This window comes from Paraburkholderia sp. J7 (assembly GCF_905220155.1).
Taxonomy (GTDB): Bacteria; Pseudomonadota; Gammaproteobacteria; order Burkholderiales; family Burkholderiaceae; genus Paraburkholderia.
On sequence record NZ_CAJMYZ010000004.1, the window covers coordinates 81,245 to 102,008 of the forward strand.

Below are 20,764 nucleotides of genomic sequence, written 5' to 3' on the forward strand. Positions count from 1 at the left end.
AATGCCGAGAAGTTGGCAGAATGGCTCGATATGCGCTGGGAGGCGGGGCCCGGCCCTGGACGGGCGTTGCGCCTGGGCGCCGCCAGTACTTACAAGGGAGCACAAGGGCGAACGCACCCCACGCGTGAGGTATTCGAAAGCCGCGAGGGGAACGCAGAGGGTGGGTGCGTGGCGCTTGCGGGTCCTCAGCAAAAATACTGTTTCGTATTCTTGTGCACGTCGTCGCGCTTGAGTAGCTCCTCGGGCCAGAGCCACGCGTACTGGCTATGCTGGTCGAAGCGCCCGACGGGCACCGTGCTGTCCAGCATGAATGCATAGGCGAGCACCACATAGTGCGTGCCGATACCGTTCTCCGCCGCGAAGTTGTCGGGATAGTGATGTTCGTATACGCCGACGAAGCGCGCCGATGAGCGCTGCATGCTCGCAATGCCCAGTTCTGTTTCGACGATGCGCGTGAACGCAGCGTCCAGCCGTTCGTCCTTGCGAATGCGTCCGCCCGGAACGAACCAGGTGCCGCGTGCGGGGCGATTGCGCCGCTGGCCCACGAGCACACGGCCTTCGGCGTCGGCGACGATCAGGTCGATCGCCACGAGCGGTGCGAGCCGCACCACCTCCAGGAATTCTGTCGGTGAGAGCATGGACGAGCGTATCCGCCGGGTGTCGGTCGTGTCGATTAGATAATCCGAAGCGCACTCGCTGCGCACACGGCGCGTGCGAGGCACACGGCACGTTCAAGACCAGTCTAGGCGGGCCAATATCGCGTTGCACTGTCCGCAACCGCCGAAGTCTCGCTATCGTGGGCCAAGATGCGAGTAGCCGACCAGGCGCTCAAGGCTTCGGCGCGACGTAGCCCGCGGGTGTGACAGCGTTCGATCTGGCGATATCGGCGTTGTCCGACACCACATAAACGGGCGATTCGGTCAGGCGCAGCGGGAGCATGCCGTCGTTGTAAGTCATCGTGGTCGGATTGCCCATCATGTCGAAGACGCTCACCTGGCCCGAGCGCCCGCGCGCGTCCACCTGAAGCGTGTAGTTCGTTGCACGCGTGGCATCGAAGCCCGTCTTCGCGCTCCAGCGCGCGTTGTCGTGGCTCCACAGCGCGGTGATCACCTTGCCGCCGCCTTTGCTGTCTTTACTGCCGCCACCGCCCGGACGCGCGAACGCGTACGCATAGACGCCCGCCGGCGTGCCGCGCAGCGGCCCGAGCGTATACGTACCGTCGATCAGCCGCGTCATGGTCGCGACCGCGAGCGCGGCCGGCTTCGGACTGATGTTCGACGCGCCGTACATGCCCTTCGGATGCTCGAGTTCAAAGAACACGCCATAGCCGGGCGTCGTTTCCGGCATGTCCGCGCCATAGAAAATGAACGTGGTGTCCGCGCCTTCGCCAAGCAGGATCAGATGCGCGCGCGCGACCACCGCACCTTGTGCGTAGAGCGTTTGCGCGTCGGGATAGTTGGCCGCGTAGTTCGTACCAATATCGTAACTAATACCTGTTTCGGTGACAAAGAGCGGCGCGCCGGGCTTGAGCATGTCGCGCATTGTCGCGCGCAGCTCGCGCATGGCCTCGGGCAGCGAAAGCGTGCCCTTTTCGGGCGCGCCGTACAAACGCTCCGGTGGATGCGAAGGGCTCGTGCCGAAATCGTAGTAGCCGTGGATCGTCACGCCGTCGATATATTTAGCAATGCCAAACGGTGCGAACTTCTTGAGCCACTCGGTGTTGCCCTGCACGCCTGCATAGGTTGGGCCCATCACGATCGCCGACGTGTCGGTGGAGTGTAAGCCCTCGTAGACGGTCTTGTAGAGATCGACGAAATGCGCGTCAGTGTCTTTCCACGGCAGCCCGCCGTCCTTGTCGGGCTCCCATGTGACCTGATAGTAATTGTGCGCCTGGCGCGGGAAGACGCGCGCGCGGATGCGTGCGGACTCGGTGCCTACGCGCGCCATGTAATCGCGCAACTGGGCCAGCGAAGCAGGCAGGTAGCTGTGGGTCTCCTGGCCGTTCGGGCTCGCCCACGCGGGAAAGCCGTCGACCGTGATCAAGCGCATGATGTCGCCGGGCTTGAACTGCAGATCGAGTTCTGAGGCGGCAGGATCGAATGTATTGGGACCTTTCGGTTCCATGACGTACCAGCCGCGCTTGTCGTTGGCCCATGCAAGGCCGAGGTTCGTGTAGAGCGGACGCAAGCCGTCGCCGCCGCAGCAGTGCTGGCCGGGCGCGATATATGCTGAGCCTTGGCCGCCGAAGCGGTGCAGGTCCTGGCGTGTAAAGGCGGGTGCGGGAAGTGCTGCGCTCACGTCGGGCAGCACACCGAACGTCGTGATGCCGGCCGGCCGCGTGCCGCGTTGGGGCAAACCGGTCGAGGGCTGCGAAGCCAGCGACGCCGAAAACGCGAAGTAGCCCGCCTGCGGCAGCGTGCAGGTGAGCGACGTGACGCGCGGGCCGGCTGCCACCGTGAAGTTGCCGCTCGCCTGCGGGCGGCTCCACGTATCCGCGATCTGCCATTGCACCTTGTCGTCGCGCGTCGCGCGCGTGGTCACGTCGATACGCACGCTCTTGCCGCGCGGAAAAAGCCGCGTGCCGTCGCTGCCGGGCGTGTCGGCCGAGATGGGATCGTCGCTTGCGTCTGTCGCCGCGCGGCTGTCGGCGCTCCTGCAAACGGGCGCGTCGGCGGCGCGGCAATTCATGGCCGGCAGAAGGATGCCGAGCGCGAGCGCTGCAGTCGGCAACCATGAACAGGCGGGCGAGCGGCGCGCGAAACGAGGCGTCACGAGTGCGGATGCAAGGGCTAGGCGCGATGTCATGGGCAGGTTCCTCACTGCATGAAAGGGTAAGCCTAGTTGTTCGAGCCAGTCATCTGACGCCAGCGTCCAGGCTTTTCGCGCAATTTTCCCTCGAAGCTCCGCGTGCAAGTTGTGCAGTGCTCTCGGAGTCCAATCATATAAGGCGGGATTTTGTGAATTTTTTTATTGTGCGGCGCAAACAGGATTTAACAGGTTTAAAATTCGCATCGCATGCTCGAAATCCGGGCGCAAAGCTTCTTAAACATCATTTAATCAGACGAATAGAGGCGCAGTCTTTTATTGCTCGTTTCTCTTCCATCCCATGCGCACGCATCGATCGGAAGGCATCGAACGATTTTGTCGTAACAAAGGCGAAAATACCGGCCTGTAACGGTTATCCGGCACTTTTGCCCAAACCGATGTAATCGAACAAATTGCCTTTCACGCAGTTTGCGTTTTGTCATTTGACTTGGCGACCAAGCTTCTAAACGGTCCTCGACCGGACTAAATGCGCCAATGTCTCGCCAGTTTCGGTCAGTCGTCGTTGCAGGAATTTTTCTCTGCATATGATGCACTGCACATGGAATGCTATCGAAATGCTATTACCGGGACTTTTCGCTTGATACGGGGGATTGTTTAGGGGAAAAGCATGGCGTACGCAAGTCTGGATTTACCGTCGTTCAGTCGCCCGCATCTAGTGACCGCGGGCATCAGTCGAGAGGTGCGTCATATCGCAATTCTGCTGTTCGATGGTTGTTCGCTCCTCGGCGCCGGCATTGTGGCTGAAGTGTTTCATGTGGCGAACGAACTCTCGACAGACACCGCTCGCAGCTCACCATACGATGTCAGCATCCTTTCGGCCGATGGCGGCAACGTGACGTGCTCGTCGTCGGTACGGGTCTGGACAGACGGACTCGATGCTCGCCACTACGTCGGTTTCGACGCGCTGTTCGTGGCGGGTGGCAAGGGCGCCTTCGCGGCCGCCAACGACGAGCGTCTCGTCGCATGGCTGCGTCGCGTGCATGCGAATACCGGCACCATTCGTCCGATTGGTGAAGGTCGTTCACTGCTCGAGGCGGCGAGTCTGTGCGGCCAGCGCACCCAGCACGAGTTCGGCTCGTATGCGGTGCAAACAGGCCGCGAGGAAGCAAGCGGCGACGCCGGCGACCGGCTCGAGTCGATGAAGAGCGCACTCACGCTCGTCAAGCGCGATCTCGGTGTGGATGTGGCGCGTGCCGTGACTGAGCGGCTCATGCCCGATTCGGGCGGCAACCTGTTGCCGTTTCTCGGCGATGCGCTCGGCAGCGCACCGGCTGACAAAGTCCGTGCAGCCGCGCGTTGGCTGCAGGAAAACTGTCAGCGCGCCATTTCGATAGCCGACGCGGCACAGGTCGCAGCGATGAGCGAGCGAAACTTCCTGCGCCGCTTCAAGCTGGAGATGGGCATCACGCCATCCGATTACCTCTTGCATGCGCGCCTTGCAATCACCTGCAGCCTGCTCACCGATTCGGAATTGCCGGTCGACAAGATCGCGCGCCGCACGGGCATGGGCAATGGCGACCGCCTCGCCAAGATCTTTCGCAAGCGCATGATGATTTCGCCCACCGAATACCGCGAGCAAAGCCGCCGCGAGGCCGGCGTAGCCGTCTCGTAACGCCGCGGTAACAACGGTCGCACTTCGTTACAAACGGGGTCGCTTTTCGCGAGCCGAGGTGATCCTGCCCGATATGAAGGAGTCCGAAGATGAATGAGAGGTCATCGATTCAGGAGGGCCAGAGTCAGGCTCGCGTCGAAGCCGCGGCGTGCACGCGTATCGTGCCTGTCGTGCTGGCGGGAGGTTCCGGTACGCGTTTGTGGCCGATGTCGCGCGAACATTTCCCTAAGCAGCTAATTGGCGTGGTGGGCAGCGATACGTTACTGCAGGCAACCGTGCATCGGTTAGACGGCTTTTCATCGGAGTGGCAGGTCGCGAGCGCGCCAATCGTCGTATGTGGTGAAGAACACCGCTTCGTGATCGTCGAGCAGTTGCATGCGTGCGGTATCGACGCGCGGCTCGTGGTCGAGCCCGCGCGGCGCGACACGGCGCCGGCGCTCACGCTCGGTGCAGCGCTTGCGTGCGCGAACGGTGACGACGCGATTCTCATCGTCATGCCTTCTGACCATGCGATTGCCGATACGGATGCACTGCAGAGCGCGCTCGAATGCGCCGCGCGCCACGCGCAGCGCGGCGCGATCGTGACGCTCGGCGTGCCACCGCGCTCGCCCGAAACGGGGTTTGGTTACATCCGTGTGGGCGAGGCGATTGCCGACGGCGCGCACCATATCGACGGCTTCGTCGAAAAGCCCGCGCCGGAACTCGCCACGCAATACATCGCACAGGGCGGCTACTGGTGGAACAGCGGCATCTTCGTGATGCGCGCGAGCGTCTGGCTCGACTCGCTGCGCGCACTGCAGCCCGACATGCATGCAGCGTGCCTTGCTGCATTCGTCGATGGAAAGCAGGACGGCGCCGTATTCCGTCCGGCCACGGAGGCCTTCAAGGGCGCGCCCGCTGACTCGATCGACTACGCGGTCATGGAGCGGCTATCGGGCAGCAACGGCTGGACGCCCGAGGGCGTGGTGGTCGCGCTCGATGCGGGCTGGTCCGACCTCGGCTCGTGGGACGCTGTGTGGGCCGCGATGGAAAAAGACGAGGACGGCAACGTGGGGCGCGGGCGCGTGGTGTTCGAGGGGGCAGTTGCGACCTACGCGCATTCCGACGGCAGGCTCGTGGCTTGCGTGGGGACGTCGAACCTCGTGGTGGTCGAGACCGCCGATGCGGTTCTCGTCGCGGACCGCTCGAAGGTGCAGGACGTAAAGGGGCTCGTTGCGCGTATCAAGGCCGAGCGCGCGCCTGAGGCGGCTTCGCATCGGAAGGTGCAACGTCCGTGGGGCTTCTACGATTCCATCGATTCCGGCGAGCGCTTTCAGGTCAAGCGCATCGTCGTCACGCCGGGCGCGCGGCTCTCGTTGCAACTGCATCACCATCGCGCCGAGCACTGGACGGTCGTACGCGGCACCGCGCTCGTCACGCGTGGTGAGGAATCCTTTCTTATGACGGAAAACGAGTCCACGTACATTCCGCTCGGCGTGCGTCACCGGCTGGAGAATCCGGGCAAGGTGCCGCTCGAGATCATCGAGGTGCAGTCGGGTGCGTATCTGGGAGAGGACGACATCGTCCGTTTCGACGATACGTATGGCCGCTGCGGTTGAGCGCAGCAGCACGGCCTGCAGGGAGAAAAAAGGAGAAAGCATGCGCGAGCTGCAAAATCTGATGGCGAGAGTGCTCGACGTATCTGCCGTGATGATCGGCGCGAGCGTGGCTTCGGAGATCCGCTTCGACGATGTCGTGCCGCGCGGCGTGAACGAAGCCTTCGTGCTGCTCGCCGCCGCATTCGCGCTCGTCATCTTTCCGGCGTTCGAGCTTTACCAGTCGTGGCGCGGCCGCTCCAAAGCGCTGCTCGCGGGCCAGGTGTCGCTTGCGTGGCTCGTCGTGCAGGGCTGCGCGCTGATCTCGATGTACTCCACGATGCATCATGTCGACGTCGTTTCGCGCCTGTGGTTCGCTTACTGGACCGCGCTTGCGGGCGGCTTGCTCATTGCGTGGCGCTTCCTCGCGCACGGCGTGCTTGCGCACATGCGGCGCGCGGGCATGAATCTCCATCAGGTCGCCATTGCAGGTTCCGCTTCGCAGTGCGACGAGATCGTGCGGCGCATCGGTGCGGAGCCAGGCTCAGGCTTTCGCGCGAGCGCTCTCTACAACACGATGCCGCAATCTGCGCGACCCGCCAGCGAGAAAGACACGCCGGTGTGCGACACGATCGAGGCGTTCGCGCAGTACATCCGCGAGCATGACGTGCACGAGTTGTGGCTCGCCCTTTCGCTTGCCGAGGAGCGCACGGTGGTGCGGCTCGTGAGCGAATTTCGCAACGACCTCGTGAACATCCGTTTCATTCCGGACGTGCGCTCACTGGCGCTGTTCGACACCAGTACGGTGATCGAGCTGCTCGGTGTGCCCGCGATCAACCTTGTCGCTTCGCCGCTGCCCGCGAGCGCGCAGTTCAAGAAGGCGGTGTTCGATCGCGTGTTCGCGGCGCTTGCGCTCGTGAGCCTCATGCCGCTGCTCATCGGTATCGCCATTGCGGTGAAGTTTTCCTCGCCGGGGCCAGTGCTGTTCAGGCAGCGCCGCAAGGGCGCCGACGGCCGCGTGTTCACGATCTACAAGTTCCGCACGATGCGCGAGCATAAGGAAGCGCCCGGCACCGTGAGCCAGGCGACGCGCCACGATCCGCGGGTGACGCGTATCGGCGCGTTCCTGCGCCGCACGAGTCTCGATGAATTGCCGCAGTTCTACAACGTGCTGCGCGGCGACATGTCGGTGGTCGGTCCGCGCCCGCATGCGCTCGAGCACGACGATCTTTATCAGAGCGTGGTGAAAGGCTATATCCACCGCTATCGCATCAAGCCCGGCATTACCGGCTGGGCGCAGGTCAACGGATTTCGCGGCGAAACCGATCGCCTCGAAAAGATGGAAATGCGCGTAGCGCACGATCTGTATTACCTCGGGCATTGGTCGTTCTGGCTCGACATGCGCATCATCGCGGCCACCGTCGTTCACGGGCTGGTCGGCCGCAACGCGTACTGAGCGCGGCGGCGCATTCGGGCAAGCATCACCAGCAAGCATCACGAGCAAGCAACACCAGGTTTCGGGAGAAGCAAGATGGCGATGAATTACGACGGCGCTTACTATGGCGCAGCAGCCGCCGACGAGCGATACCTTGGCGACTATCTGCAAACGATGGTGGCGAACTGGCGCGCTATCGCGATCGTGACGCTCGCCGTCACGTTGCTGGGCACGGCCTATGCCTTCCTCGCCACGCCGACCTATCGTGCCGACGTGCTGTTCCACCTCGTCGACAAGGGCGACGCCAGCAAGAAGGACAGCAGCCTGCCGCCGCTCACGGGCATGTTCGACGAGAAGTCGACCGCGAACGGCGTGATCGAAATGCTGAAGTCGCGCAACGTGACCGAGGAAACGGTGCGCAAGCTGCACCTCGACATTTCTGCGCGGCCGCGCGAAATGCCCGTGATTGGCGGCATGCTCTCCGGCATCATGGGCTCGCCCTGGGCGCAGAAGCTGCCCGGCTTCATGCGCCCGGCCGGCTATGCATGGGGGGGCGGCGCGATCACGGTGTCGCGCTTCGATACGCCCGAAGCGATGTATGAGCGCGATTTCACGCTCGTCGCGGGCGATGAGCCCGGCACGTTCACGCTGCGCGACCCCGACGGCATTCCGCTCCTGGAGGGGCGAGTGGGCGAGGACGTGAGCGCCAACACGTCGGTCGGCCCGATCGCGCTGCATGTGGACAGCCTGAGCGGGGCGCCCGGCACGCCGTTCCTGCTCATGCGCGCCTCGACGCTCACCACCGTCGATCGGCTCGAGCGCGCACTCGAAATCCAGGAAGTCGGGCTGCAGTCCGGCGTGATCCGCGCGAGTCTCGAAGGCCACAACAGCAAGATGACGGCCGCGATTCTCAACAACGTGGCGCATGAGTTCATCAAGCAGGACATCGCGAGCCGTTCGGCCGAAGCGGAACACATGCTCGCGTTCCTCGACGACCAGTTGCCGCAACTGCGCGCGCAGGTCGATTCGGCCGAGCAGAAGTACAACAAGTTCCGCAACGAGCACGGCACCGTCGATCTCGGCGAAGAAAGCCGGCTGCTGCTTCAGCAGGTGAGCGACAACAAGATTCGTCTCGAAGACCTGCGCCAGCAACGCGCGGAACTCGCGCAGCGTTTCACCGAGCATCACCCGGCCGTTCAGTCGCTCGACGCGCAGATCGGCACGTTGCAGGCCGCGCAGTCGCAGCTCACGCGGAGTGTGGCGCAACTGCCCGATACGGAGCAGTCCGCTGTGCGCCTGCTGCGCGACGTGCATGTGAGCACGGAGCTTTATACGAGCCTCTTGAACAGCGCGCAGCAATTGCGTGTGGCGCGCGCGGGGCAGGTGGGCGACGTGCGCGTAGTCGACTTCGCCGAAGCGCCCGACGATCCCGTGCGTCCGAAGAAGCTGCTCGTGATCGCGCTCGCGATCGGCGCCGGTCTCGTGCTGGGCGTGCTCGTCGCGTTCGTGCGCAAGTCGCTGTACGGCGGCGTGGAGCGCCCGGACGAACTCGAAGCTGCGCTCGGCGTGCCGGTTTTCGCCGTGGTGCCACGCAGCCCGCAGCAACTGCGGCTGCAGCATCACGTGGCGTCGCGCCGGCGCGGGTTGCACGTGCTCGCGCAGCAGAACCCGCAGGACGTGGCGGTGGAAGGCGTGCGCAGCCTGCGCACCTCGCTGCAGCTCACGCTCAACGACGCGCGCAACAACATCGTCATGCTCACGGGCTCGCGGCCCGACATCGGCAAATCGTTCCTCTCGGTCAATCTCGCCGCGCTGGTCGCCTCGGTGAACAAGCGCGTGCTGATCGTCGACGGCGACATGCGGCGCGGCGACGTGCACTCGCACTTCGGCATTGCGCACCAGCCGGGGCTCTCCGACGTGCTGCTCGGCGCGGAGCTGGAGCGCGCGATCCAGCGCGAGGTGCTGCCGGGCCTCGACGTGCTCGCCAAGGGCTCGCTGCACTCGCATCCGTCTGAGCTCCTGATGAGTCCGCGTTTCGAGTCGCTGCTGCAGGAGCTGGGCGCGAAGTACGACCTCGTGATCGTCGATACGCCGCCGGTGCTCGCGGTGACCGACTCGACGGTGATCGGCCGCTACGCGGGTACGACGCTTCTCGCGATCCGCCATGGCCGCCACCCGATTTCGGAGCTCGAGGAAACGGTCAAGCGCCTGCGCATAGGCGGCGTGAATCTGCGCGGCGTGCTGCTCACCGACGTGCCGAAGACCGGCGCATTCATCGGCGGCGGGTATCGCGGCGGTTACTACGGTTATGAAAGCGTTTCAGGGTAGCAGGCAGGCAGCAGGTGCGCGGCCGGCCGGGGGGCCGCCGCGGATAGTGGAACCACCGAATCCCATTTCGCTCACGCGAGGAGAGAACGATGGCGATGGCTCGCAAGGTTGCGTTGATCACCGGTATCACCGGTCAGGACGGTTCGTATCTGGCAGAACTGCTGTTGAACAAGGGCTACGAAGTGCACGGCATCAAGCGGCGCTCGTCACTCTTCAACACGGACCGCATCGATCACCTGTATCGCGACGTGCACGACCCGGAACCCGGCATCCAGCTGCATCACGGCGAGCTGACCGATTCCACGGCTCTGCTGCGCGTGATCCAGCGCGTGGCACCCGACGAAATCTACAACCTCGCCGCGCAAAGCCATGTGGCGGTGTCGTTCGAGGAACCCGAGTACACGGCGAACGCGGACGGCCTCGGCACGCTGCGCATTCTGGAGGCGATCCGCATTCTCGGCCTTACGCAGAAAACGCGCTTTTATCAGGCGTCGACTTCCGAACTGTACGGGCTCGTGCAGGAAGTGCCCCAGCGCGAAACCACGCCGTTCTATCCGCGCAGTCCCTATGCGGTGGCGAAGCTGTTCGCCTACTGGACCACTGTCAATTACCGCGAAGCGCATGGCATCTACGCGTGCAACGGTATTCTCTTCAACCACGAGTCGCCGCAGCGCGGCGAGACGTTCGTCACGCGCAAGATCACGCGCGCGCTGGCACGCATCGCGGTCGGCCTGCAGAAAATGCTCTATCTCGGCAACCTCTCCGCCTTGCGCGACTGGGGCCATGCGCGCGATTACGTCGACATGCAGTGGCGCATGCTCCAGCAAGAGAAGCCCGAAGACTTCGTGATCGCAACTGGCGTGCAGTACAGCGTGCGCGATTTCGTGCGCGCGGCCGCTGAGGAACTGGGCATCACCGTGCGGTTCGAAGGCAGCGGCGTGGACGAAATCGGCATTGTCGATCATGTGCAGGCGCGCGATATGCGCATTGAACCGGGCGACGTGATCGTGCGCGTGGACCCGCGGTACTTCCGCCCGACCGAGGTCGAGACGTTGCTCGGCGACGCCTCGAAGGCCCAGGAGAAGCTGGGCTGGAAACCGGTGACGACGTTCCAGGCGCTCGTCAAGGAAATGGTGCGTGCCGACTATCAGGCTGCCCGGCGCGACGCGCTCGTCAAGCTGGCCGGATTCAGGGCTCTCGAACATCACGAGTGAACGCATGGACAAGAACTCCCGAATCTTCGTGGCCGGCCACCGGGGCATGGTGGGCTCGGCGCTCGTGCGCGCGTTGCAGGCGAATGGCTACTGGAACCTCGTCATGCGCACCCATGCGGAACTGGACCTCACCGACCAGGCCGCGGTCGATCGCTTTTTCGAAGGTGAGAGCATCGATGCGGTGCTGCTCGCGGCCGCCCGCGTGGGTGGCATCCTCGCGAATTCGACACAGCCTGCACAATTCGCCTGGGATAACCTGGCCATTGAGACCAACGTGATCCGGGCGTCGTATAACGCGGGCGTGCAGCGCCTCGTGTTCTTCGGCTCGTCGTGCATCTATCCGCGCGAATGCCCGCAGCCGATTCGCGAAACCTATTTGCTCACCTCGCCGCTCGAGCCGACCAACGAGGCCTACGCGATTGCGAAGATCGCCGGCCTGAAGCTCTGCGAAGCGTACAACCGCCAGTACGGCACGCATTTCGTCTCGCTCATGCCGACCAACCTGTACGGCCCCAACGACAACTACGACCTCGGCAGCAGTCACGTGTTGCCCGCGTTGCTGCGCAAGGCGCACGAGGCGCGCACGAACGGCCTGCGCACGCTGACTGTCTGGGGCTCGGGCAAGCCGCGCCGCGAATTCCTGCACGTGGACGATCTCGCCGATGCGACGATCTTCGTGCTGGAGCACGAGACCGGCGACGGCGTGTACAACGTTGGCGTGGGCGAGGACCTGTCGATCCACGATCTCGCGCAGCGCGTGTGCGACGTGGTGGGCTTCGACGGCGAACTGGTATTCGATTCGACCAAGCCCGATGGCACGCCGCGCAAGCTGCTCGACGTGTCGCGCCTGGGCGATCTGGGCTGGCATGCGCACATTGGCCTCCAGGAGGGGCTCGCCCGCACCTACGACGACTTTCTTCACACCTACGCCGCACCGGCATACGAGGCAGGCATGCGGGTCTGATGTTGCCTGACGGGACCGATGGCATTCAGGCACTCGGCTCCGCAGACGCAGGGGAAGAGACGTTTGTTTGGTGGTGGGCGTCGTGCGCGGACCGGATGCACGGCGCCCGCTTTTTTTCGCTCGGCGCGCGAGTCGAAGGAAAGCGGTAGACCAGCAGTTCAAAAAGCAGTTCAGGGACGGAAGCAACGCAATGAGAATCCTGATTTACGGACTGAATTACGCGCCCGAAGTGACAGGTGTCGGCAAATACACCGCCGAAATGGCGGAGTTGCTCGCGGCGCACGGCCATGAGGTGCGCGTGATCTGTGCACCGCCTTATTACCCGCAATGGCGTGTGCATGACGGCTATCGCGCGGGGCGCTACACACGCGAAACCTTGCGCGGCGTGAGCGTTTGGCGTGCGCCGCTGTGGGTGCCTTCGCAGCAGGGCGGTTTCAAGCGCATCGTGCATCTGGCGAGCTTCGCGCTTTCGTCGCTGCCGCTTCTCGCGCGGCTCGCGGCGTGGCGGCCAGAGGCTGTCATGCTGATCGTGCCGACACTCTTTTGCGCGCCCGGCGCGCTCATGCTCGCGCGCGCCGTCGGGGCGAGCAGCTGGCTGCATATTCAGGACTTCGAAGTCGATGCGGCATTCGATCTGGGCCTGCTCAAGGGCGGCCAGGGCTCACGTCTCGGGCGCGCAGCGCTCGCCTGCGAGCGCTGGCTGTTGCGGCGCTTCGACTCCGTCTCGTCGATTTCGCCGCGCATGGTCGAGCGCGCCATCGACAAGGGCGTGAACGCCTCGCGCGCGGTGTGCCTGCCGAACTGGGTCGATACCCAGGCGATCTTTCCGCTGCCGTATCCGAGCGCGTTCCGGCGGCGCCTTGGCATCCCGCAGGACAACACTGTCGTGCTGTACTCGGGGAACATGGGGGCGAAGCAGGGCATCGAAATTCTCGCGGATGTCGCAACGGCGCTCGCCACGCGCACGGATATCAGCTTCGTGTTCTGCGGCGACGGCGCGGCCAGGCGAGACCTGATCGCGCGTTGCGAGCCGCTTTCGAACTGTCATGTGCTGCCGCTGCAGCCTGCGTCGATGTTCAATGAGTTGCTGAACGTGGCCGATATCCACGTGCTGCCGCAGCGCAACGACGCCGCCGACCTCGTCATGCCCTCGAAGCTCACCGGCATGCTCGCGAGCGGCCGCGCGGTGATCGCCATGGCGCGGCCCGGCACGAGTCTCTTCGACGTGGTCTCGGATCACGGGATCGTCGTGTCGCCCGAGGATGGCGAGGCGCTGGCGGCGGCGATCGTCGAACTGGCCGGGGACCCGGCGCGCCGCGCCGCGCTGGGCCATGCCGCACGGCGCTATGCGAAGCGCATGCTCTCGCCGCAAGCGATCTTCGACGTGCTCGAAGCGAGGCTTGCCGGGCTCGCGGGTGTGGCTGCCGAGCCGGCGAGTCAGACGCGAGTGGGGCCGCAGCCGGCGGCAAGTAGCGCTGCTTCGACGCATCGAGGCGCGGATCAATCTGCCAATGAACCCGCGCATCAAGCAGGCAAAGGCGGATCGACGTTGCCCGAGGTCGAGCAGTCCGATGTCTGATCGACCGGGGCCTTGGGCCGCTAGCAGAGCTTACCAGGGCGACTTGTAGAGTTCGGAGTTGGCCTGGTCCGGCGACCCGTACGGGTTGCTGTACGGATTGCCATAGACCTGGGCGGTCGGCGAGGTTTCGCGGGCGCCGTAGTCGTATCCGGCGCTCGCCCGATGGCTACCGGCAGGGTTGCCTGCCGGGCTTCTCGCTGCCGCGTTGCCGGCGCGAGACCGGCCGTTCGATCCGATCCTGCTGCTCGCGCCGCCTCTGCCGCTTCTGCCGCCCGAGGCACTCGCTTCGCTTGCCGCGTAATCCCCAGGCGTGACGACGTGCATGTGCTTTTCGTTCGTGAGCGCGTCTTGCGCGTCGTCTGGCGAAGCGCCGTTGCTGCTGTACGGGGTCGCGCTGTAGGGGTTGTCCGAAGTGCCCGGGCCGCCGAGCAGGCGCTGCTCGTCGAGTTTCTGGCGCTGCACGGCGTTGGTGAGGGTGTCGCCCTGGCTGCTCTGGTATTTCGCATTAGCGGACGAGCCGCCGGAAGGGGCGTTTTGCGCGACCAACGCGCCCGGCCATGCAGCGCACGCGGCTTGCAGCGCAGCGGCGAGCACATAGGGCGCAAACTGATGTCGATTAAGGCTGGGCATGGCATGGACCCCGCGCGCCGCGAATCATGCGGCGTCAAGCCTTCATGTTGCCCACGCAGCGTCGCCGCGCTGCGCCAAAACCCCTGCCGTGTCGGCCACGCGCGGGAGGCGATGCGCAGGCCGCCGGATAATGAATTCGTGGCTAGACGCCGCCCGTTGTCCCGTTGCCCCGTTGTCCATTCGGCACGGGCTCGCGACGAGCCGGGAAGCACGCAAGCCACATAGAACCGACCCGGGTGGGCAAGGAGCGTTCATGACGGAAGCGGTCGAAGGTTTAGGAACCCTCAAAGGGAACGTCGGCGCGGCCGGCCGCAGGGATGGCGCTGGCGAGGCACCGTCTGCAGGCGTCGCGCCGCCGCAAGCCGCCGCGCAGTCTGCAAGCGCGGAAATTCGCGTGATCGATTTGAGCCGTGCGGGCAAGGGCAACTTCGTTGCGCGCCGCGGCAAGCTCGTGCAGGCCGCGTGGTATCTGATCGAGACCTGCGTGCTCGACAACCGTCTGCTGCCGCTCTCCGCGCTGCGCGTGAGCTTGCTGCGCCTGTTCGGCGCGAAGGTCGGCGAGGGTTGCCGCCTCGTGCACCCCATGCGCGTGAAGGCGCCGTGGAATCTGGAGATGGGCGAGAACTGCTGGATCGGCGTGGACGTGTGGATCTACAACCAGGCGCCCATCCGCATCGGCTCGAACGTCTGCATTTCGCAGGGCGCGTTTCTCAGCGCCGGCTCGCACGACATGCGCACGAACATGGACCTGCACGTCGCGCCTATCGTGATCGAGGACGGCGCGTGGGTCTCGTCGAAATGCGTGGTGCAAATGGGCGTGACGATCGGGCGCTCGGCGGTCGTCACTCCGCTTTCGGTCGTGCATCGCTCGCTGGAAGCCGGCGGCGTGTATGGCGGCAATCCGTGCCGTTTTATCCGCTGGCGTTTTGAGGAAAGCAAGCCGCCCAAGGCATGAGGCGGCTCCCAAGCCGCGGGATGAGCAGGCCCGCAGGCCTGCTCATGCCGCACACGAACTCCACCCGCTAGTAACCGCCGTAACCCACCGCCCGGCCCGCGGCGGCTGCCTGCGTACTCGGCAGGATCAGGTTGATGACGCGGCTCCACTTCACGAGCGCCGAGGCATCGACGAACACCACGTCGTTCGGCTTCAGGTCGAACTCGTCGGCCGTGGCCATGGCTTCCGGCGTCGACGCGTCGAGGTGGTAGACCGTGCGGTGTCCTTCCTTCTGCCCGCGCACCACGTACACCTGCGAGGCGTCGCCCGATCCCTGGCTGATGCCGCCCGCGTTGCCTAGCGCGTCGTTCAGCGAGAGGTGGCCGTTATCGAACGGAAGCGGCCCCGGGTGCCCGACTTCGCCGAGCACGAACACGCGGCTTTCGTTCGCCGAATACACGCGCACGAGGTCGCCGTTTTGCAGCAGGATTTTGTCCGGGTTCACGCCTTCCTTGATCATGTCGGGAATGTTCACCATGATCGTCTTGTCGCCGCGCGTCACGCTAACCCGCGAGCGGTCGCCCGACGCCGTGAAGCCGCCCGCGCGGTTGATCGCCTCGGGCAGCGACATCGTCATGTCGTTGAGCACCATGAGACCGGGCGTGCGCACTTCGCCGTCCACATACACACGCCGGCTGCGGTACGACTCGATGCGCAGCGTCACCTGTGGCTTGTTCAGGTAGTAGGCCAGCTTGCTCGCCACGAGATTGCGCGCCTCCATCTCGGTGAGCCCCGCTACGTGGATCGGCCCCACGTAGGCCACCTGGATCGCGCCAGTCGAGTCCACGGTATAGCCCGACTGCACCTGGCTCGCGCTCTGGTCCTGCGACCCGTTGCCGCCGCCACCGCCGCCCGTCGGCAGGTTCATCTCGGGGTGATCCCACACGACAATGCTCAGCACGTCGCCGGGCCCGAGCGTGTAGGGCTTGGGCGTGCCGAACAGCGACGAGACGTTGGTCGGGACCGCCGTCGGTCGCTCTGCCGCCTGTTTCGCGACCAACGCGTTGTTGATCTCAACGAGCGCCCCGGGCGGCGGTTGATCCCCGTTGCCGCCCGAGCGCGCGGAGTCGGTGGCGGCTTTCGCCTGCGTGACGCTCGACGGCGCCGTCATGCCAGGCGAGAGCGCGCAGCCCGAAATCACGGCTGCGGCCGCCACGATGGCCGTTACCGCCGACAGGGCCGCCCGTGCGCGGCCGGCCGATAACTTGCGCAAACTGCGCGCGGGCTGCGTCGCGGTTGCTGCCGTTGCTGCAGTTGCATCCATGGCTTCGCCGCCAGAACAATCAGGTGTGCTGTCTAACATAGTGTTGCCCCCTTACTCACAGGATTCGCACATCGCCACGAAGGTGCAACGCGCTCTCATCGTTCGATTCGTTATGACGCTTGAGCGGCGTTGCTTCGTCACCCCTGCCAATCCCTACCATGACCGCTATCTGATGCTGTTATTTCTGCTTTTTCGTTTATTCGGTTTGCTCCGCCGGCTCGCCCTGCGCCATGGCGCTCATCGCGCGCCCTCGGTGAAATCGAGCGCCCGCATGCGACGGATGTTCCTGCAACAAGCCGAGCAGCGAGCGCACCATGCCATCCATCGCGAAGCGTGCATCGAACGTGCGCCGGGCCTGCGCGCGCATCGCGTCGCGCGCGGGTTCGTCGAGCGCGCGCCATGACGCGAAGTTGCGCTGCGTGCCGGCGACCGTGTCGGGTGCGACGAAACCGGCGCCATCCTCATCGATCTCGCGCCATACGCCCACCTTGTCCGAGACCAGCGCGGGCAGCCCGCACGCCAGCGCCTCCGCTACGGACACGCCGAAATTCTCCTGGTGCGACGGCAGCACGAACACGTCGCTGGCAAAGAACGCGCCCCACTTGAGGTTGCCCTGCAGCATGCCCGGCCAGCTGATGCGGTGCGTGATGCCGTGCGTCTGCGCCATCGCCTGCAGCGCGGGCTGCCAGTTGCCCTTGTCGGGGCCGGCCATCAGCAGATGCGCATCCGGCGTTTCGCGCGCATGATCGGCGAATGCCTGAACCAGCACGTCGCAGCCCTTCTTCGGGTGCAGGCGCCCGAGGAACAGCACGATGCGCTTGTTGCGCAGATGCGGCGACTCTTGCAGGAAGGCTTCACGCAACGTGTCCGGGTCCTCGCGCGGCGCATTGGTGCCGAACGGCACGACGCGCTCGTTGGCGCGGTACAGCCAGAACGAATCGCGCGCGAGCAGGCGTTCTTCTTCGGTTGTGAAGATCACGGCGGCGGCATCGCGCAGCACGCGAAAATCGGCCCACGGCCAGTAAGCCCATTTCTTCAGATGCTTGAGCGGATAAGTTGCCTTGAACCACGGGTCGAGCATGCCGTGCGTGTACACGTAGTACGGCAGCTGGGCGTGGCGCAGCGCGCGCCACGCGCCGAAGCCGTGGTATTGCCAGAGCCCGTGCACGATCGCCGCGTCGAAGCGCCTTGCGTTCGCGCGCAGCCACGGCACGTAGCCGGCGCTGTATCCGTAGTGACCGCGCCCCGGGCCCAGGGCGTGCAGCGGCAGCGGGAATTCGCGCACGTAAGGCGCGTCGATCGGGTCGAGCGAGGCCACTTCGATCTGGTGATCGAGCGCCGTCATCGCGAGGCCGCTCTGGCGCACGCCTTCAATCGGGCCGCCCGAACGGGGGTCGACCGTGGACACGAGGTGCAGGATTTTCATCGGGGCTCCGGAGTCGCGTACGTGTTGAGCGGCACCGGCGCCGCCGCGGGCGCCGTGGGTCGGAAGGCAGGCTCGCGCCCATAGGACGGGTGCAGGCGCTGGCGCTGGCGTTGCAGGTCGATGCGGTAATGAAGCTGCGAATACAGCGAGACGATGAGCCCGAGCGCGAGGCCATACACGAGGCCCGAAAAACGCGTGCCGAGCGGATTGCCGCCAATCGAAGCGCCGGGCAGCGCGGCGAGCACGAGCAGCGCCATGCTGAGCGGCATGAGCATCGGGTGACGCGGCGCAATGCGGCGCCAGCGCCTGAATGCGCGTCCGGCGACGATGAGCGCGACGATCACCGCGAGCGGCATGCAGCCGCCGAACACGATACCTTCGGCGTAGAGCTGGTACACCCAGAAGTTGTGGCCCGCCACCCAGTCGCTGGTGTTGAAGTAATCGTCCTTGCTGAACGTCTGGTTCACGTACTGGTAGTAAATGGGCGAGTAGCGGTAGAGGTGGCCATACCCCTTGCCGAACAGCACCGACTCCACCGATTCGGTGACCTGGTCGTACTGGTCGCGCATCTCCGCAATACGTGTGACCGTGGTCGGGTCGCGGTCGGAGTCCGAGTTTTGCGCGGCCGTCACGCGCTGCGTCCAGTGTTCGGTGATGGACGGGAAGAGCCACGCGGTTCCCACGCCCAGCGCCACGATGAATGAAAGTGCGATGCCGGTGCGGAAGAACGATTTGATCAGATGGCTCACCGAAGGCGAGGCGAGCCACGCCGCGAACATGGCGAGCAGGACGGTCGCGATCAGCAGGCTGCGCGTGACGCTCAGCAACTCGACGATCAGCGTGGCAAGGAACACGATCACCATTGTCATGTTGAAGCGCCGGGCGACGATGAACTGGTGCAGCAGCATGCCCTGCAGCGCGAGCATGGTCGGCGAGACGATGCGAAAGCGGATGTCCGCGAGCGGCCCGCCTACAGCCAGCAAGCCGAAGAAGAACGTAAACACGAGACACAGCACGTTCGCGTAGTAAAGCGCGCGCTGCAACTGCATGACGCGAATGGGGTGCCAAGGGCGGCACATGGCCCAGTAGCCGAGCACAAAGAGCAGGAACGGCAGGATCACGCGCAGGTACTGGCCGACCGGATTGTGCTGCAGCACTTGAGCAATGAGGCTGCCGATGAGGCTCGCGACGAGTGCGCCCGTCACGAACGAGCGCAGCCGGATCGGACGCGCGAAGCGCGGGCCGATCATCGCAAGAATCAGCGCGCCCGCCAGGGCCGGAATGACGGCCAGCCATTGCGCGCCGTGGCCGAACTGGGAGTCCGGGGCCTTGTAGTCGAAAGCGAGAGGCACGAGGCACACCCAGAGCCACAGAACAGCATGTTTGTTTCGCATCCGCGTTTCTCCCGGTGCGGTGCATACGGTTGCAAACGCTGCGCAAGAAATATGCGCACCAAACGCGTTGGCTCGACTCAATATAAAACGCCGCAAGCGCCTTGCGCATGCGCGTGGCGGGAAGCGGCAGGGTTGTGGCGGCAAGAAAAAAATTCTGATTTGGCGTGTGGTTTGGCCCACACACCTGGCCGAGAACGGCGGGAACTTGGCGCACGCTGCACGGCGCCTGTGTTCATCATGGGGTCGGCAGGAGTAAGTTTTCCATCGTCTGCCTTGCGCAAGAATCCGGCATGGACGAAAGCGAGGGAAAGGTCATGAAGCTGCTACACGGAGTGAGTCAATCGACGAAAGGGCGCTCCGTCGAACTCGACTTCGTGCGTGGCATCGCGATCTTCGTGGTGATGGGCTTTCACTTCCACACGGTGCGCACGGGCCATCCGTGGGTGAGCGTGATCGAGTACCCGCTGAAAAGCTTCGGCCACGAAGGCGTGAATCTTTTCTTCACACTAAGCGGTTTTCTCGTGGGCGGCCTGCTGCTGCGCCAATACGCGCAAACGGGCCATATCGGCGCGCGCCGCTTCATCGTGCGGCGGATCTTCAAGATCTGGCCTGCCTACTACGTGCTCATTCTCTTTCACCTGCTGGCGGGCCGCCATCGGCCCGATACGTTTCTCTGGCAGAACCTCACGCACATGCAGAACTACTTCGGCACCTCCATTGCGCAAACGTGGAGCCTCGCGGTCGAAGAGCACTTCTATCTGTTCCTGCCCGCACTGCTGATCCTGCTCGCGCACTTCCGGTTGCGCGCGAACGCACTGATCGCCGTGATGGCCGGCCTCTGCGCGATCGTTTTGACCGCGCGTTGCATTGCGGTATCGCATGGCGATCTCGTCGGGGCGTTCAACTACACGCAGTACCGCATGGACAGCCTCCTTATCGGCGTGATACTCGCGACGATTTACTGGATGAAGCCCGACGTCTGGCGCATGCTCGTTGCGAAGAAGCGCTGGCTGTTCGCGGTGGTGGGGCTGCTCCTCGCCTGGCTCATCTTCGCGACGCCCGATGTCGCGCTGGACGAGAGCGTTGGCTACACGATTCAGGCGATCGGCTTTTGCGCGCTCATCATGCTCGTGCTCGAACATTCGGGCAGATTGCGCACGACGTGGCTGTATCGCGGGCTTGCGTGGCTCGGCGTGTATTCGTACGGCATCTACCTGTGGCATTCGCTCGCGCTCGCGCCCGGCGACTATCTGATCCACAAGGCGAGCGCGCTCGGCGTGCCGCCGCTCGCCGCCTGGCCGGTCGTGATCTTCGCGCAGTTCTTTATCGCTGCAGCGCTCGGCTATCTCACCACGCGCGCTGTCGAGTTTCCGTTCCTGCGTCTGCGCGAGGCGATGTTCCCCGACTCGCGCGGGGCCGTGCCCGCCGAGCGCCCCAACACGGGCGCGGCGGATCACAAGATCGAAGGCGTTGCGTGAGCGGGTCGAACTGATTCGGGTTGCTGACTAGTTGCGGGCGTTTGCC

At 64.6% G+C, this 20,764-nt stretch carries 15 protein-coding genes; 9 read left to right on the plus strand and 6 right to left on the minus strand.

Annotated elements, in window-relative coordinates:
- Positions 1-185: 185 nt before the first annotated feature.
- Both U5A58_RS07925 and U5A58_RS07930 read right to left on the minus strand, forming a co-directional pair.
- Positions 186-638 (minus strand): GDP-mannose mannosyl hydrolase, encoded by a 453-nt coding sequence (locus U5A58_RS07925; protein WP_321961014.1) that lies wholly within the window; start codon positions 636-638, stop codon positions 186-188.
- Positions 639-828: 190 nt separating this feature from the next.
- On the minus strand, positions 829-2,805 hold the full coding sequence (locus U5A58_RS07930; RefSeq protein WP_321961015.1) for a hypothetical protein: 1,977 nt from the start codon (positions 2,803-2,805) through the stop codon (positions 829-831).
- Positions 2,806-3,433: 628 nt separating this feature from the next.
- Between U5A58_RS07930 and U5A58_RS07935 the strand changes: the two genes are divergently transcribed.
- From U5A58_RS07935 to U5A58_RS07965, 7 genes are all read left to right on the plus strand, one after another.
- Positions 3,434-4,438 carry a GlxA family transcriptional regulator gene (locus tag U5A58_RS07935; RefSeq protein ID WP_321913136.1) on the plus strand — a complete coding sequence of 335 codons (1,005 nt, stop codon included), beginning with the start codon at positions 3,434-3,436 and terminating at the stop codon, positions 4,436-4,438.
- A gap of 89 nt (positions 4,439-4,527) precedes the next feature.
- The gene (locus tag U5A58_RS07940) at positions 4,528-6,036 is read left to right on the plus strand and encodes a mannose-1-phosphate guanylyltransferase/mannose-6-phosphate isomerase (RefSeq protein WP_321961016.1); all 1,509 of its coding nucleotides are present in this window, start codon (positions 4,528-4,530) and stop codon (positions 6,034-6,036) included.
- A gap of 40 nt (positions 6,037-6,076) precedes the next feature.
- Positions 6,077-7,468 (plus strand): undecaprenyl-phosphate glucose phosphotransferase, encoded by a 1,392-nt coding sequence (locus U5A58_RS07945; protein ID WP_321961017.1) that lies wholly within the window; start codon positions 6,077-6,079, stop codon positions 7,466-7,468.
- A gap of 75 nt (positions 7,469-7,543) precedes the next feature.
- Positions 7,544-9,775: a polysaccharide biosynthesis tyrosine autokinase gene (locus U5A58_RS07950; protein ID WP_321961018.1), complete on the plus strand. Its 2,232-nt coding sequence runs from the start codon at positions 7,544-7,546 to the stop codon at positions 9,773-9,775.
- 95 nt (positions 9,776-9,870) lie between these two features.
- On the plus strand, positions 9,871-10,989 hold the full coding sequence (gene gmd, locus U5A58_RS07955; protein WP_321961238.1) for a GDP-mannose 4,6-dehydratase: 1,119 nt from the start codon (positions 9,871-9,873) through the stop codon (positions 10,987-10,989).
- 4 nt (positions 10,990-10,993) lie between these two features.
- Positions 10,994-11,953 (plus strand): GDP-L-fucose synthase, encoded by a 960-nt coding sequence (locus U5A58_RS07960; protein WP_321961019.1) that lies wholly within the window; start codon positions 10,994-10,996, stop codon positions 11,951-11,953.
- A gap of 190 nt (positions 11,954-12,143) precedes the next feature.
- Entirely contained in the window at positions 12,144-13,532 is a 1,389-nt protein-coding gene (locus tag U5A58_RS07965; protein ID WP_321961020.1) for a glycosyltransferase WbuB, read from the plus strand.
- Positions 13,533-13,562: 30 nt separating this feature from the next.
- Here the strand turns inward: U5A58_RS07965 and U5A58_RS07970 are convergent, their stop codons facing one another.
- Positions 13,563-14,162, minus strand: a complete 600-nt coding sequence (locus tag U5A58_RS07970) for a hypothetical protein (RefSeq protein ID WP_321961021.1) — start codon at positions 14,160-14,162, stop codon at positions 13,563-13,565.
- A gap of 253 nt (positions 14,163-14,415) precedes the next feature.
- Between U5A58_RS07970 and U5A58_RS07975 the strand changes: the two genes are divergently transcribed.
- Positions 14,416-15,117 carry a DapH/DapD/GlmU-related protein gene (locus U5A58_RS07975; protein ID WP_321961022.1) on the plus strand — a complete coding sequence of 234 codons (702 nt, stop codon included), beginning with the start codon at positions 14,416-14,418 and terminating at the stop codon, positions 15,115-15,117.
- 67 nt (positions 15,118-15,184) lie between these two features.
- Here U5A58_RS07975 and U5A58_RS07980 read toward each other — a convergent pair whose 3' ends face one another.
- The 3 genes from U5A58_RS07980 to U5A58_RS07990 form a co-directional block, all read right to left on the minus strand.
- Positions 15,185-16,420 carry a polysaccharide biosynthesis/export family protein gene (locus tag U5A58_RS07980; protein WP_321961023.1) on the minus strand — a complete coding sequence of 412 codons (1,236 nt, stop codon included), beginning with the start codon at positions 16,418-16,420 and terminating at the stop codon, positions 15,185-15,187.
- A gap of 196 nt (positions 16,421-16,616) precedes the next feature.
- Positions 16,617-17,846: a glycosyltransferase gene (locus U5A58_RS07985; RefSeq protein WP_321961024.1), complete on the minus strand. Its 1,230-nt coding sequence runs from the start codon at positions 17,844-17,846 to the stop codon at positions 16,617-16,619.
- A complete protein-coding gene (locus tag U5A58_RS07990; RefSeq protein ID WP_321961025.1) occupies positions 17,843-19,240 on the minus strand; it encodes a sulfite exporter TauE/SafE family protein in 1,398 nt (465 codons plus the stop codon). The genes U5A58_RS07985 and U5A58_RS07990 overlap by 4 nt, the downstream gene beginning before the upstream one ends.
- 314 nt (positions 19,241-19,554) lie before the next feature.
- Between U5A58_RS07990 and U5A58_RS07995 the strand changes: the two genes are divergently transcribed.
- Complete coding sequence (locus U5A58_RS07995; protein WP_321961026.1) at positions 19,555-20,718, plus strand: acyltransferase; 1,164 nt, start codon at positions 19,555-19,557, stop codon at positions 20,716-20,718.
- Positions 20,719-20,764 lie beyond the last annotated feature (46 nt).